This window comes from Natrinema gari JCM 14663, from assembly GCF_000337175.1.
GTDB classification, from domain to species: domain Archaea; phylum Halobacteriota; class Halobacteria; order Halobacteriales; family Natrialbaceae; genus Natrinema; species Natrinema gari.
In genome coordinates this window covers 62,906-77,204 of record NZ_AOIJ01000058.1, presented here as the reverse complement: position 1 = coordinate 77,204, position 14,299 = coordinate 62,906, and the positions used below count along the sequence as shown (strand labels likewise).

The 14,299-nt window shown below is 67.6% G+C and carries 15 protein-coding genes; 10 read left to right on the top strand and 5 right to left on the bottom strand.

Annotation, left to right across the window (positions count from 1 at the left end; translation table 11 throughout):
- The first annotated feature begins 345 nt into the window (after window positions 1-345).
- The 3 genes from icd to C486_RS21750 all read left to right on the top strand — a co-directional run bounded on the left by icd (window position 346) and on the right by C486_RS21750 (window position 2,578).
- Window positions 346-1,608 carry an isocitrate dehydrogenase (NADP(+)) gene (icd, locus tag C486_RS13395; RefSeq protein WP_008457004.1) on the top strand — a complete coding sequence of 421 codons (1,263 nt, stop codon included), beginning with the start codon at window positions 346-348 and terminating at the stop codon, window positions 1,606-1,608.
- A 239-nt stretch (window positions 1,609-1,847) separates the two neighbouring features.
- Window positions 1,848-2,285, top strand: a complete 438-nt coding sequence (locus C486_RS13390) for a GNAT family N-acetyltransferase (protein WP_008457002.1) — start codon at window positions 1,848-1,850, stop codon at window positions 2,283-2,285.
- 134 nt (window positions 2,286-2,419) lie between these two features.
- Window positions 2,420-2,578 (top strand): hypothetical protein, encoded by a 159-nt coding sequence (locus C486_RS21750; RefSeq protein ID WP_008457001.1) that lies wholly within the window; start codon window positions 2,420-2,422, stop codon window positions 2,576-2,578.
- A 37-nt stretch (window positions 2,579-2,615) separates the two neighbouring features.
- Here the strand turns inward: C486_RS21750 and C486_RS13385 are convergent, their stop codons facing one another.
- Window positions 2,616-3,992 (bottom strand): NRAMP family divalent metal transporter, encoded by a 1,377-nt coding sequence (locus C486_RS13385; protein ID WP_008457000.1) that lies wholly within the window; start codon window positions 3,990-3,992, stop codon window positions 2,616-2,618.
- Window positions 3,993-4,494: 502 nt separating this feature from the next.
- Here C486_RS13385 and C486_RS13375 point away from each other — a divergent pair.
- Together C486_RS13375 and C486_RS13370 are read left to right on the top strand one after the other, a co-directional pair.
- The gene (locus tag C486_RS13375; RefSeq protein ID WP_008456998.1) at window positions 4,495-5,019 is read left to right on the top strand and encodes a DUF5817 domain-containing protein; all 525 of its coding nucleotides are present in this window, start codon (window positions 4,495-4,497) and stop codon (window positions 5,017-5,019) included.
- Between the two features lie 52 nt (window positions 5,020-5,071).
- A complete protein-coding gene (locus C486_RS13370) occupies window positions 5,072-5,437 on the top strand; it encodes a hypothetical protein (RefSeq protein ID WP_008456997.1) in 366 nt (121 codons plus the stop codon).
- A 123-nt stretch (window positions 5,438-5,560) separates the two neighbouring features.
- On the opposite strand, the gene hmgA is transcribed toward C486_RS13370, so the two are convergent.
- Both hmgA and C486_RS13360 read right to left on the bottom strand, forming a co-directional pair.
- Window positions 5,561-6,787 (bottom strand): hydroxymethylglutaryl-CoA reductase (NADPH), encoded by a 1,227-nt coding sequence (hmgA, locus tag C486_RS13365; RefSeq protein WP_008456996.1) that lies wholly within the window; start codon window positions 6,785-6,787, stop codon window positions 5,561-5,563.
- A gap of 82 nt (window positions 6,788-6,869) precedes the next feature.
- On the bottom strand, window positions 6,870-7,259 hold the full coding sequence (locus tag C486_RS13360; RefSeq protein WP_008456995.1) for a hypothetical protein: 390 nt from the start codon (window positions 7,257-7,259) through the stop codon (window positions 6,870-6,872).
- 172 nt (window positions 7,260-7,431) lie between these two features.
- Between C486_RS13360 and C486_RS13355 the strand changes: the two genes are divergently transcribed.
- Together C486_RS13355 and C486_RS13350 are read left to right on the top strand one after the other, a co-directional pair.
- Window positions 7,432-9,039, top strand: coding sequence for an amidohydrolase (locus C486_RS13355; protein WP_008456994.1), 1,608 nt, complete (start codon window positions 7,432-7,434; stop codon window positions 9,037-9,039).
- A 159-nt stretch (window positions 9,040-9,198) separates the two neighbouring features.
- Complete coding sequence (locus C486_RS13350) at window positions 9,199-10,182, top strand: LLM class flavin-dependent oxidoreductase (RefSeq protein ID WP_008456993.1); 984 nt, start codon at window positions 9,199-9,201, stop codon at window positions 10,180-10,182.
- Between the two features lie 195 nt (window positions 10,183-10,377).
- Here C486_RS13350 and C486_RS13340 read toward each other — a convergent pair whose 3' ends face one another.
- Window positions 10,378-11,277: a glycosyltransferase family 2 protein gene (locus C486_RS13340; protein WP_008456991.1), complete on the bottom strand. Its 900-nt coding sequence runs from the start codon at window positions 11,275-11,277 to the stop codon at window positions 10,378-10,380.
- Between the two features lie 53 nt (window positions 11,278-11,330).
- Window positions 11,331-12,038: a class I SAM-dependent methyltransferase gene (locus C486_RS13335; RefSeq protein ID WP_008456990.1), complete on the bottom strand. Its 708-nt coding sequence runs from the start codon at window positions 12,036-12,038 to the stop codon at window positions 11,331-11,333.
- Window positions 12,039-12,261: 223 nt separating this feature from the next.
- Here C486_RS13335 and C486_RS13330 point away from each other — a divergent pair, with 223 nt between their 5' ends.
- The 3 genes from C486_RS13330 to C486_RS13320 all read left to right on the top strand — a co-directional run bounded on the left by C486_RS13330 (window position 12,262) and on the right by C486_RS13320 (window position 14,187).
- Window positions 12,262-12,543, top strand: coding sequence for a MarR family transcriptional regulator (locus C486_RS13330; RefSeq protein ID WP_008456989.1), 282 nt, complete (start codon window positions 12,262-12,264; stop codon window positions 12,541-12,543).
- 96 nt (window positions 12,544-12,639) lie between these two features.
- Entirely contained in the window at window positions 12,640-13,482 is an 843-nt protein-coding gene (locus C486_RS13325; RefSeq protein ID WP_008456988.1) for an MBL fold metallo-hydrolase, read from the top strand.
- A 30-nt stretch (window positions 13,483-13,512) separates the two neighbouring features.
- Window positions 13,513-14,187, top strand: a complete 675-nt coding sequence (locus C486_RS13320) for a YkgJ family cysteine cluster protein (protein WP_008456987.1) — start codon at window positions 13,513-13,515, stop codon at window positions 14,185-14,187.
- Window positions 14,188-14,299: the final 112 nt, after the last annotated feature.

Genomic DNA, 14,299 nt, shown 5'->3' with positions numbered 1-14,299 from the left:
CGACTCGAGTCCCGTGACACCACCGCGAGACCGAGGGTACGAACGACGCACCCGACGGGCGGACGTCGGTTCGTGGTGGCGGCCACGTGGAGACCGGTCCGCCAACCGCGTCGTCGAGCGGGAGTGCGAACGACAGGCGCGGACGGCCGTCCCGGTTTCGTGTGCGTATGCCCGTCATTTGATGGGGGTATCGAGGGCCGCCATACCCCGGCAAGACGTTTCCGCCAACACGGGCGTTTTCGGGTCGGTGAACCACTCAAGAAGGGCAGGGAATCGTTCAACTTTTGCCGGCCCGCGATGGAAATGGGAGACCTTTTACCGCCGTCGAAGAACCGTACAGACGAAATGAGCTACGACAAGATCGAGGTCCCCGAGGACGGGGAACGGATCACGCTGAAAGAGGGAACCGAGGACGAACTCGAGGTTCCTGACAACCCGATCATTCCGATTATCTACGGGGACGGTGTCGGGAGCGACGTCGGTCCCGCCGCACAGAAGGTCTTGGAGGCCGCCGCGGAGGCGACCGGTCGCGACATCAACTGGATGCGTCTCTACGCCGGCGAGTCCGCTCGCGAGAAATATGACGAGAACCTGCCCGACGAGACCGTCGAGGCGATCAAGGACCACCGCGTCGCGATCAAGGGTCCGCTGACGACACCTGTCGGTGCCGGCTTCCGCTCGCTGAACGTCGCCCTGCGGAAGAAACTCGACCTCTACGCGAACGTCCGCCCGACCTACTACCTCGACGGCGTCCCGTCGCCCGTCTCCGAGCCGGAACAGATGGACATGGTTACCTTCCGTGAGAACACGGAAGACGTCTACGCCGGCATCGAGTGGGAAGAAGGCACCGACGAAGTCGCGGAAGTCAAGGAGTTCGTCGAGGAGGACATGGGCTTCGACAGCACCATCCACGACGGCCCCGTCGGCATCGGCGTCAAGCCGATCACGGAGTTCGGGACGAAGCGACTCGTCCGCCGCGCCATCGACTACGCCTTGGAGCACGACCGGGACTCGGTCACGCTGGTCCACAAGGGCAACATCATGAAGTTCACCGAGGGCCAGTTCCGCGACTGGGGCTACGAGGTCGCCGAAGAGGAGTACGGCGACGAAGTCATCACCGAGGACACCCTCTGGGAGGAGCGCGACGGCGAAGCGCCCGAGGACGCGGTCGTCGTCAACGACCGCATCGCCGACAACATGCTCCAACAGCTCCTGACCCGTACTGACAACTACGACGTCATCGCGACGATGAACCTCAACGGGGACTACATGTCCGACGCCGCCGGCGCACAGATCGGCGGCCTCGGCATCGCCCCCGGTTCGAACTTCGGCGACGGCCTCCTGCTGGCCGAACCCGTCCACGGCTCCGCGCCCAAGTACGAGGGTCAGGACAAGGTCAACCCGACCGCGATGATCCTCTCGGGCCGCATGATGCTCGACTACATCGGCTGGGACGACGCCGCCGACCTCGTCCGCGACGCCGTCGAGGAGACCATCTCCGCCGGCAAGGTCACCTACGATCTCGAGCGGAACCTCGAAGACGCCGAGAAGCTCGCCACCAGCGAGTACGCCGACGAAGTCGTCAAGAACATCGAGAAGCTCTCGTAGAGAGGGTCTCGTCCGCTTGCGGCGACGCCGCACACACACATCGAACCGCCGGCGTCCGCCGACGGTTCGGACAGTCAGAACGTGACGCGTTCTGACGCACTCGAGAACCTCCCGAGGGGGGGTCTCGAAAGCGTTCTACTCTCCCGATTCTCTTTCCGACGTGTCCGGCAAACGGCGAGTCACGCTTCGAGCGGCGCGTGTCGTAACGCACTCGTTATCAGCGGCCGTACGCCCGTTCGATGGACGATCTCGAGGTTCGAGCCGCCGAGACCGATCGCGAGCGCGACGACGCCTTTGCGGTCCGACGGACGGTGTTCGTCGAGGAGCAGGGCGTCGACGAAGAACTGGAGTACGACGATCACGACGAGACCGCCGTCCACTTCGTCGCGTACGACGGGACGGAACCGATCGGCGCGGCACGACTGCGCGAGTCCGAGGCGGGCGTGGGAAAAGTCGAACGCGTCGCTGTCCTCGCGTCCCACCGGGAGGACGGCGTCGGCCGCGCGCTGATGGACGCGCTCGAGCGGCGGGCCATCGATGCAGGATTCACGGCGCTGAAACTCCACTCGCAGACCCAGGCTGCCGGCTTCTATCGGAGCCTTGGGTACGAGCGCCACGGCGAGGCGTTCGCGGAAGCCGGGATCCCACACGTCGAGATGCGGAAGGCGATCGACTGAGGGCACGATTGTCCGAAAAACGGGTTCGGGCCGGCCGCTCGAGTACCACACGGAGACGGACGCGGCTGCAATCGCAGCGGCGTCTGTCAGCCGTCTGACTGAATTTCAAGGGCCAAGATGTGGGCGTGGCTGGTATGGAACGAGACGGTCAGGGTCCCGCAACCGCGGTCGGATCGGCGACGGAGACGGTGCGGACGGCCGCGCGGGTTCTCCTCCCGCTGACGGTCTCGGCCGCCGTTACTGCCGGCGGCGTGCTCGTCTTCTTCGCGGTGACTACCGCCGTTCTGGGCTGATCTCGGGGTCGCGAACGCGACCGACGTGCGACCCGGTTCAGCGAGCGGCGATCCGATCGCGGCCGTAGCGCCCGGCGACGCCGAGGATCGCCAGTGCCATCGCCGCCGCGAAGGCGACGACGAACGCCGAAAGCGGCTCGGTGACCGTCTCGAGTTCCGCGAGGACGAACTCGACGGCGAGGACGGTGGCGACGGCGAAGAGCGCGAGGCCGCCGACGTTGGCCGGCACCGAGTTCGTCTCGGGGACGACGGTGGGGTCGTTCAACAGGACGAGGAGCACCGCGATAGCGAAGGGCGTCCCGACGAGTCCGAACGCGAGCGTAAGGACGAGGAGTTGGAAGAACGTCCCGCCGAGAAACGGGCCGATCGCCGAGGCGAGCGCGACGACGACGATCGTGGCCCGGGAGCGAGGATCGCCGACGGACCGGTTCCAGCCGAACTTGTCGGCGAGCAGGTACGGTGGCACGATCGTGTTGCCCCCGAGCGTCGAAACCGCCGCGCCCAACAGTCCGGCGAAAAACAGCCACGTGGCGTACTCGCCCGCGATCGGACCGAGCGTCTGTGCGGCTCCGATGCCGTCGATCGTCGCTGGATCGACGCCGGCCGACGGGAGGACACTCGCCGCGACGAGGAAGACGCCGAGGCTGAAGACGCCGAAGGCGATGAGCATCGAACTGATGACGTCGAACGTCGCGATGTCGGTCTCGCTGCGCGTCCAGCCGCGGGCGCGCATCGTGTAGCTTTGCATCGTCAACAGCGTGATGTGGACCGCGCCGCCGAGGATGCCCGCGGCGACGAGCGCCCCGTCGACGCCGGCCGGAATCGTGGGTCGCAGCCCGCTCGCCGCCGCAGCCGGGTCGATCGGGACGACGAACGCTGAGGCGACGAACGCGACGACGACGACCGAGACGAGGACCTTCGCGCCGACCTCCGCGACGCGATAGCCGCCCCCCGCGAGCCCCGCGGCCAGCACCAGCGCCCAGACGACGCCCCAGAGTCGCGGGTCGGTCAAGGCAGCGATACCGACGCCCGCACGAGCGACGATTGTCGCAGTCACGCTCGCGAGCGTCTTCATAATCACGAACTGTGCTAACCCCGCAGCCAATACGACATCGATCACGAGCACCCAGGCCCACCGCGAGCCGAGGTGGCGTTCGACGACCGTGACGATTCCCGCTTCGGTGAGCAGCCCCAGCCGCATCGAGAGATACTGCCCGACGGTACCGAGGACGGCCGAGAGGACGACCACCCACAGTAAGGCGTAGCCGAAGCTCGCGCCCGCGACCAGCAGACTGGCCATGGTCGCCGGCCCCGCCGCGATCGCGCCGGCGAGCCACGTCGGCCCCAGTCGCTCGAGAAACGATCCGATCCGTCCGATACCCCACGAGTCCGACGGCCGTGACTCGGTTGCCATCGGTCCCTCTTTCGAAGTCGAACGTATAATCCCATGGTATTTGTGAGTGGTAAGGACTGCTCACGGACCCGCTAAGTGCCCCGCGACCGGACTCGGAATAAGGGGCTTCCTCGAGTGAAGCCCGTTCCATAGCGGCGACACGACGATAGCACACATTGTTCCGTGCCGATCGGTGATCGTCTCGAGCGTGTGACTGAGGCCGCGGTTGGAGGAGGATCGGTGCCGCGACTCGTCCGGCGGCGGACTGTACGAGAGCAGTGCCGCCGCATCGGCGAGGGACATGAGATCGGCCGGTGTCGGCTGCCGCCGAAGCACGTCGGCGATCACCAGTCCGTTCGGTACCGAGCCGTGCCGGGCGATCGCGCGGGCCGCGACCGCGGTCCAGTATCGATCGCCGTCCGCGTCGTCGCTCAGGGGACACCCCCTGGAGGGCGCATACAGAAACGTTGTCACTTGCCGCCACTCCGAGCGATTAAACAGGGTCGAACGCGCACGGCGAGACATGTACGCCGTCGTCGGCTGTAGCGAGTGTTCGAACCTCTGGATCATCGAGGGACGCTCCGAGACGACCCAGTGTCCCCGCTGTGGCTCGCGCCGAGCCTACGAAAAGCGCAAGAAGTTCGTCGAGACCGACGACGCCGCCCACGCCCGCGACGTTCGCGCCTCGATGCTCGCCACCCGCCAGGGCGAGGGGGAGGCCTTCGCCGAACTGGACTCCTTCGCCGCCCTCGAGGCGGAAGTCGCCGACGGCGTCGTCGACGACGACGAGTATCTCGCGGCAGCCGGCGTGGACGTCGATGAGGTCGACGCAGCCGGCGACCACGACCCGCGTGGGCCGAGTCGCAGCGGGAGCAAACGGGAGATCGTCGAGGGAGCCCTCGAAGCGCTCGAGGAGCCGACGGGAGACGAGGTCGCCGAGTACGCCCGCGAACGCGGCGTCTCGGCCGAAGACGCAAGGGAGGTGCTCGAGAAGCTGACGCGGCGCGGGGTCGTCAGCGAGAGTCGCGGACGATACCGGCTGTTGTAGGTCACCGGCGGCGGATCGCCACGGCTATCCGGTCACGGCGGGTCCGTCGGGTATGGCAGAAACCGTCGACCTCCAGGCACCCGTCGTCGGCGCGGGACTGGTGGTCGCGATCGGGGTGCTCGTCTACGGCCGGGTCGTCAGCGAGACGGTCGTCGGCATCGACGCCGTCGTCGGGGCGACGTGGGTTCTCGCGGCTACGTTCGCCGCTCTCGCGGCGATCCACGCGAGCGTCGGGCAGTACGATCTCACGCTCGGACACGGGGGCGGTGCCGTCGGGTGGCTCCTCGTCTTGCTCGGATCGACGGCGGCCCACGTCGCGCTCGGATTGGGACTGCTGGTCCTGTCGGGCGGGTACATCGCGATCAGAACGAGGCGACGCCGCGACAACGGGTCCGGAGAGTCGACAGCGGAGCGCTAACCGGCTTCGGTTCCGTCGGACTGGTTCTCACCGACGAGACGTCGTGCGGATGCGGCGGACTGGATGGGGGCTACTAAGAGCACCCGAACGCAATGTGCCGTCTCCGACACGGAATTGCCGCGGTTACCGGCCCAGATCCTCGTGTGCGCTCGCGAGGTGTCGCGAAGAGAGCGCGCCGAGCAGGGAGAGTTCGCCGGCGAGCGCGCCGACGGCGATGATCTCGGCGAGCGCGTCGGCGTTCGAGCCCGGCGGATCGCCGCCGCCCCGGAGGCCGAGAACCTCGAGCGCCTCGGCCTGGGTTGGGAGTTTCGTGCCGCCGCCGACGGTTCCGACCTCGAGCGAGGCCAGCGAGACGCTGGCGTAGAGGTCGGTGGTGCCGTCCTCGCGCTCGCGGGCGTCCATGGTCGTGATCGTGTTCGCCGCTTCGACGACCTGGGCCTCGTCCTGGCCGGTCGCGAGGAAGGCCGCGCCGACGACGTTGGCGGCGTGCGCGTTGAATCCCAGGCTGCCCGCTTTGGCGCTGCCGATCAGGTTCTTTCGCGTGTTGGCCTCGGCGATGGCGTCGGCGGTCGTGTGGAGGCGATCCTCGACGAGGTCGCCGGGGATCAGGGCATCGGCAGTCACGGAGCGACCCCGTCCCTCGACGGCGTTGATGGCGGCCGGTTTCTTGTCCGAACAGAGGTTCCCAGAGAGCGCGACCAGGGAGGCGGGTGTCTCACTCTCGACGCGTTCGCAGGCCTCGCCGGTGGCGATCGTGGCCATGTTCATGCCCATCGCGTCCTTGGTGTCGTAGGCGAAGCGCAGGTAGACGGAGTCGCCGACCACGTAGGGCTCGATATCGAGCAGTTCGCCGTGGCTGGTCGTCGATTCGGCGGCCGTCCGGAGTGCCTCGAAATTGTTTTCGACCCACTCGACCGTCTCGGCGGCCTCGGTGACGCCCGCCACCCGAAAGACCGGCGCTCGAGTCATCCCGTGTTTCGTCACGCGCGCGTCCGCACCGCCGGCCGACCGGATCACGCCGAGGCCGCGGTTGACCGACGCCAGCAGCGCGCCCTCGGTCGTCGCGAGCGGCAGGTAGTGCTCGCCGTCGGCCGCGCCGCCGGACACGGGGACCGGCCCAACGACACCCATCGGCACCTGCGCCGCGCCGATCATGTTCTCGATGTTCGGGTCCGCCTCCTCGGCGGGGAACGCGTAGTCGCCGATCGCCTCGAGTTCGGTTCCCGTCTCGCGTTCGACGAGCAACCGGCGCGCGTGGGCTGCGGTGTCGTAGTCGGCGTGCTCCTCGAGTTCGTGAATGCGAAGGTCGCCCTCGCGTACCCGCTCGGCGAGGTCCTCGGGGTCGGTCATGGATGGGCCAAGAGGGTGGTGGGTCCTAACAGTTGCTGATTGCCACGGAAAGCGCACGGTCACGGCGACGGCATCGCCGCGGTTACGGAACTCCCGTCACGGAGTCGTCGCTCGGCGTGCGATAGTCCGCCACCACCTCGTAACAGACGAGCGCGACGATCGAGCCGGTTCCGAGCAGGGCGATCACCAGATGGCGGCCCCCGTCCGCATCGGCGGCGAACACGATCGCGAGCGTCGCCGTCGCGACCGCAGCGAACCGGACCCTGCTCCGGAACCGACCCTCGTTGTCGTCAGTGGCTGCAAGGTACAACTGCGGCACCGCCACGGTGACGCCGGCGAACAGGAGGAACGCGAGGAATGGTCGGTCCCAGATCCCGACTCCGAACTGGCGCTCCACGGCGATCGACCCGGCGAGCGACAGGACGACCAGGAGAAGCGAACCGAAGATGACGCGGCCTTCGCGATCGATCATACGGCCCGGTCAACGGACGGCCAAGTCAACCTTGCGCTCGAGCGAGGGCCGTAAGCCCGCCGTACGCGCTCGAGTGAATGTTTGGCGATCCCTACTGCCTCCGACGGTGCGTGATCCGTGCGACGGAACCGGTGACGGAACTGTTTTGTCACTCGCCCGTGGGCACTCTCGCATGACTGCGGCCGCTGATCGCCTGCTGGTCGACGCGGAGATTCACACTCTCACCGAGCCCGATACCGTCGCCGACGCAGTCGCGATCCGTGACGGCGAGATCGTCCGGGTCGGGAGCACGTCCGAGCTCACGTTCCTCGCTGGCGTCGAAACCGACGTGATCGACTGCGGTGGGCGGGTCGTCCTCCCGGGATTCATCGACGCACACACCCACATGGAGCAACTGGGACAACACCTCGTCCACGCCGACCTCTCGGACGCCGACAGCCCCGACGAGTGTGTTCGACTGCTCCGCGAGCAGGCCGAGCGGGACCCGGACCGCGAGTGGGTCCTCGGATTCGGCTACGACGAAAGCGAGTGGCCCGACGCGCGGTCGACTCCGCTGACGCGGGCGGACCTCGACCGCGTCAGCGAGGATCGGCCGGTCGTCGCGATGCGGGTCGATCTGCACACCGCCTCGCTGAACGCGGTCGCGCTCGAGCGCCTCGCCGACGACCTGCCCGACGCCGACCTCCGAACCGAGGGCGACGAGCCGACCGGTGTCGCTGTCGAGGACGCCGCCGAGGCGGTCAGAACGCGGCTCACGGCCGACGGCGAGGAGATGCGGACAGTGCTCGCGGCCGCGACGGAGTACGCGGTCGAACGCGGCGTCACCGGCGTCCACGACAAGGTTCGGGGCTCGGTCGCCCCGCGGACCTACCGCGAGATGGCCGCCGACGGTGCCCTTCCCCTGCGCGTTCGGATCGACTACTGGAGCGACCACCTCGAGGAACTCATCGATGTCGGCGTCGGGACGAACGACGGCGGCGAACGGGTCCGGGCCGGGGCGATCAAGTCCTTCTCGGACGGGAGTTTCGGGAGTCGAACGGCGCGGCTTCGGGAGCCGTACGCGGACGAAGACGGAGACCGGGACGATACCCACGACCCCGGTCGCGGAGACGACGCGCCCGCAGCCGACGGCGATCGCGGGCAGTGGGTCGTCGACCCCGAGGCGCTGTCCGCCCTCGTCGACCGTGCCGACGGCGAGGGGTATCAGGTCTGTGTCCACGCCATCGGCGACGAAGCGATCGAGGAGACGCTGTCGATCCTCGAGTCGACCGCCGATCCCGGCGGCTCGCGCCACCGGATCGAGCACGCGGAGCTGGCGACCGACAACCACCTTGAGCGCATGGCCGAGACGGGGATCGTCGCCTCGATGCAGCCGAACTTCCACCGCTGGGCAGCCGAGGGCGGGCTCTACGACCGGTGTCTCGGCACGGAACGGCGCGAGCGGACGAACCGGTTCCGTCGGGTGCTCGATGCGGGCGTCCCCCTCGCGTTCGGCTCGGACTGCATGCCGTTGGACCCGCTGTTGGGAGTCCACCACGCAGTGAACGCGCCGACGGACCGACAGCAGCTCTCAGTCACCGAGGCGCTGCGAGCGTACACGCGGGGTGCAGCCGTCGCCGGCTTCGACGACGACCGACTCGGGACGATCGAGACCGGCAAGCACGCCGATCTGGTCGTGCTCGAGGCGTCGCCGTGGGAGCGCTCGGACCGGATCGACGAGATCGACGTCGCGATGACGCTTGTCGATGGCGAGGTCGTCTTCGACGGTCGCGAGGCGTGAGCGCGGGCGCAGCCATCACCGCCGGCGATTCGGACCGCCCTCGAGACGGACGCCGAACGCGAGTGACGGGGCGAAGGGGCGTGCGCAGCCGGCAGTCGGCCGAGTTCAATGACCGGACCGGGGCGTCGGTTTTTGTCACTGGAGCACGACGGGAGGCGCATGGACGTTGGACTCATGGTCACGGCCTTCGGCGACGTGGATCTCGCGGATGTCGCCGTTCGCGCCGAAGCGAAGGGGTACGACGCGGTCTGGGTCGGCGAACTCTGGGGTGCCAGCGGCGTCGTCCAGGCCACCGAAATGGCTTGTCGGACCGAGGCGATCGACATCGGGACCGCGATCCTGAACGTCTACTCCCGGTCGCCGGCCGTCCTCGCGATGACGGCGGCCTCGCTCGAGGACGCGTCCGACGGGCGGTTCACGCTCGGCCTCGGCACGAGCACGGCCGCGGCGGTCGAGGACCTCCACGGGATGGCGTTCGACCGGCCGGTGCGACGCGCTCACGAGACGATCGAACTGGTGCGCGAGTTCACCGCGGGAACCGGCGAGCCGGTCGACTACGACGGCGAACTGCTCGCGGCGTCGGCGTTCCCGTCGATCGAGGCCTCGGTGCCGATCTACCACGCCGGTCTCGGGCCGGCGAATCGCCGCGTCGTCGGCCGGCTCTGTGACGGCTGGATTCCGCACAATATCCCGTTTTCGCGGCTCGAGGACGCTTTCGAGGAGGTCGCGACGGCCGCGCGGGAACGCGACCGCGATCCGAACGACATCACGATCGCGCCCTACGTGCCCGCGGCGGTCAGCGCGGACCCGACCGAGGCCCGCGACACGCTGCGACGACACGTCGCGTACTACGTCGGGAGCGGCGAGGGGTATCGCAGAGCGGTCGCGACCGAGTTCCCGGACGAGGCGGACCGGATCGCCGAGACGTGGCGCGACGGCGAGAAGAACGCGGCCGCAAGCGCCGTCACCGACGAGATGCTCGCCGATCTCGGCGTCGCCGGAACGCCCGCCGAGGCCCGCGATCGGCTCCGGACGCTCGTCGCCGAGGCCGGCATCGATCACCCGATCGTCGTGGTTCCGGAACCGGCCTCGAACGCGGTCGCGGAAACGACGATCGATGCGCTCGCGCCGGACCGGTTGTAACGGTGGCGTCGGCGGTCCGGGCGAGCAGCGGTCGCGTCAGCACCGCAGTCGAGTCGCCACGACGACGGCCGCCGACCACGGGCAGGCCTACGACTATCGAGTTCGTCGGTGCCGAGACGAACTCCTGGGAGGGAGCCTGAACGGAGAGATGCCAAGCGACGCGGCTGGTCGGCTCCGAACTCGAACCGCAGAGGATCAGCGTCGGTCGTAGATTCGGACCGCTCGGTCGTGGCGCTTCGAGATCCCGTTCGGGTTGCGCCGACTCGAGCGATCGCGATACCGGGCACGAACGCCGTCACAGAGCCCCCGCGTAATATTCGTCACGACGTCAGTGCCGTCCGAGAGCCAGCCCGTCGGCGTCGCCTCGCCGGAGAGCAGCCGACGAACGCCGCTGCCACCGTCACGCAGTGCGCTCCCGACGGCTCGAGCGAGGACGGTCGGTCGCGGCCCGTAATTCTTCGCGAGTCGGTAGGATAGCGACCGGTAGGTCGCCCCCCAGTCGGGGCCGGCCCGGCCGCCGTCGGTCCCGATCTCACACCGGACGGCCATCGTCGCCGACCACGACACGTCGTGGTCGAGGCCGGCCACGCGGTGGGCGCAATCGCGCTCGCTCCCGTCCTCGAGATACTCGTCGAACCCGTCCAAGGACTCGAGAACGGAGCGCTCGAACGCCACGTTGTCGCCGTGAAAGAGGGTGACGGACCGCCCTGCGACCCGCCGCGGTGACTGCAGATCGGCCTCGACGGGGCCGCCGGTGACTGGGCCGGTGACGATGGCCGTTTCGTCGGCCAGCGACTCGTCGATGGCGGAATACCAACTGTGGTCGATGGCGAACTCACCGTCGAGGAAGGCGACGACATCCCCCGTCGCGAGTTCGAAGCCGGCGTTGCGGGAGACGCTGGGGTTCCGTTCGGAGATTTCGACGAGGACATCGACGTCGTCGCGCTCTCGGACCACGCCGGTCGTCCCGTCCGAGGAGGGGCCGTTGACGACGATGACCTCCGTCGACGACGGCGTCCGCGCCGCGAGCGCATCGAGACACGACAGCAATCGCTCCCGGTCGTTGAGCGTCGAGACGACTACCGAGAGCTCCATACCGCCCGATAGGGGCCCCTGATAGTAAATAGATGGGATTTCACTCGGTTCGATCAGCGAACGCGCGCGTTCCAGTACGACACCGACGCGAAGTGGTCGGTAACCGGGAGTTCGCCGACCGCCTTATCGAGTGCGCGAAGCGGCGATGCGAGACCGTTGGGGATCGACCGGTACAGGCCGTACGGCAGGAGGAAGTCGTCCTCGACATCGACGAGGGTGAGATCGGTCTTCGCGAGGAGGACCGCGACCTCGCTCGTCGAGTAGAGCCGCGATCCCATCGGGAGCGCCCAGTTGTAGACGCTGCGCGTCGAAAACCGATTGAACGTATCGAAGACGATTTGATCGCGGGAGACACGTCGCATTTCCTCCAAAAACGCCTTGGGATCGTCCGCGAGATGGAAGAACCGCATCGCGACCACGGTATCGAAGTGGTCGTCCGGAAACGGCAGCCGCCCGGCGTCACCGCGGAGGAACTCGATCGTCCCCGCGAGGTCGGCGTTTTTGGCCTTCCGGCGTCCCTGCTGTAACATCGCTGCCGAGATATCGAGTCCGACGACGTCGGCCCCCTGATGGGCCAGCATGACGGTAAATCGCCCGGTACCACAGGCGATTTCGAGGACCTTCCGGTCCTCCACCGGCATGATCGCCTCGAGGACGGCCTTCTTCTCCCGGCGGTCGATCAGTTGGCCGCCCTGGGAGAACCGCTTGTCGTCGTATTCCTCGGCGATGTCGTCGGCTTGGTACCACTCCTGTCCTTTCACACTGGGCGAATCTACTGTTGCGATGGGATAAAACGATACTGGAGTCCGCCGACGAGGGTGGCCGGTTTGTCGCCCGCCGTCGTCGCATTCACGGAGCGATCGACACCGAAAACGCGCGTGGATATAAGCATATTAATATCGTATCCATATGCCTTATACAAACTGCATTGTTCGTATCCACATATAGGGAAGCTTTACCAATGGCGATTCCGCTGACGTAGGTATGAGCACGAGTACAGCCGAGAACCGTGGCGCTGCCGCCGAGGAACCCCTTTCCGAGGACGAATACCGCGACCGCCTCCGTGATCTCCCACCGAGTGCCAAACTCGTCGCGAAAGTCCTCGAGACCGAGTCGCCGCTCTCACAGGGCCAACTCGCCGAGGAATCGCTGCTTCCCGACCGCACCGTTCGCTACGCGCTCAACCGACTCGAGGATGTCGACCTCATCGGCTCTAGATACAGTTTCCGAGACGCCCGCAAGCAGGTCTACTTCCTCAACCACTGATTCGCTCGGCGCGGGTTGCTACCACGTGGGGGAGGTGGAACCGTCCACCGGTCGTCCGTCGATACGCCTTTTTCCGCTCGACCGCACTGGACGAACATGGATGTCACTCGGTGGCCCGTCCCGGTTGCGACGCGCGCGCCGACCGGCGAGACCAACGCCTACCTGATTCGGGAGACGGTGGACTCGTCGCCGAACGACGACCGCGGCCGTCGCGACTCCGACCCCGAATCGGCCATCCTCGTCGATCCGGCAGCCCGCACCGATGCCCTCGACCGCGCGGTCCGGAAGCGATCCGTCGATCACGTCCTCGTCACCCACACCCATCCCGATCACGTCGGTGCCGTCGACGCCTACGCGGCCGAAACCGGCGCGACCGTCTGGGCGCGTGACGGCCGCGTCGATCGGTTTCGAGACGCGACGGGTCGGGACCCCGATCGGACGTTCGCGCCGGGGACGACGATCCCGCTCGGCGACGAGCACGTGCGACTCCTCGACGCCCCAGGCCACGCGCCGGATCACGTCGCCATCGCGGCCGGCCGCACCGGTCCGATCCTATGTGGTGACTGTGCCGTCCGCGAGGGGAGCGTCGTCGTCGGCGCACCCGAGGGGGACATGCGCGCGTACGTGACGACGCTGCGTCGACTCTGGGCGAGGGACCCGCCCGCACTCTATCCGGGCCACGGTCCCGAAATCGACGCCCCTCGAGCGACCCTTGAACGACTGCTCTCCCACCGGGCCGACCGCGAACGACGGGTGCTCGAGGCCGTCACCGACGGGACCGAGACGATCGGCGAAATCCTCGACGGCGCGTACGAAAAGGATCTCTCCGGCGTGCGCGACCTCGCGCGGGCGACAGTCCGCACCCACCTCGAGAAACTCGCCGTCGAAGGCCGGCTCGCGTGGGACGGCGACCGGGCGACCCCGCCCGAGGGCGACTGACTTTTCCGCATCGCCCCCCTCCTCCCGAGCGTGCAATCGCTCGACGCCGAACTCGAAACCGCCCGCCAATTGTCCGTTGCCGACCTCGCGGACGCGATCGAATCGATCGGCTTCGAGTGTACTCGCTGTGGAGCCTGCTGCACGGCCGACGCCGAGGACGAGCACACGGCGACCGTCTTTCCCGACGAAGTACGCGCGCTCGAGGACCGCGACACGGACGACGACTACGACTGGCGTGACGTCGCGCGGCCCATGCCATACGGGCTCTCGACGGGTGCGGACGGGCTCGAGGGCGAGACCTTCGAGTGGGCGCTCCAGACCGACGGCTGCGGCGACTGTACCTTCTACGAAGAGGACGAGTCGGGGACGGGAGCCTGTACCGCCCACGACGATCGCCCGCTGATCTGTCAAACCTACCCCTTCAGCGTCGCGCTCGCGGGCACCAGCCAGCCGATGGGCGAGGCCGTTGACGAGGCGGGCGTCGTCCGCGCCCACGAGTGCGAGGGACTCGGCCGTGATATCTCCCGGGACGACGCCGAAGCACTGGCTCGAGCGCTGAAGGAACGAGCCGTGCGGGAACTCGAGGAGGCCATCGCCGTCAGAGACGAGTACGCGCCCGCCGACCCTGGCCCTGGCGAGATCGTCGTCCACGATTCCGAAGGAGCAAAGCGGGTCGATGGGACGCCGCTCGAGGAACCTGAGTGAGTGCTGACCCTGACGACAGCGACCACGCTGTCCAACTATAGTAGCAACTGAAACGATTTACACACTGATCGTAACGCTGTCGTGCGATCAGGTGTGCAATGACTTTCAGTTG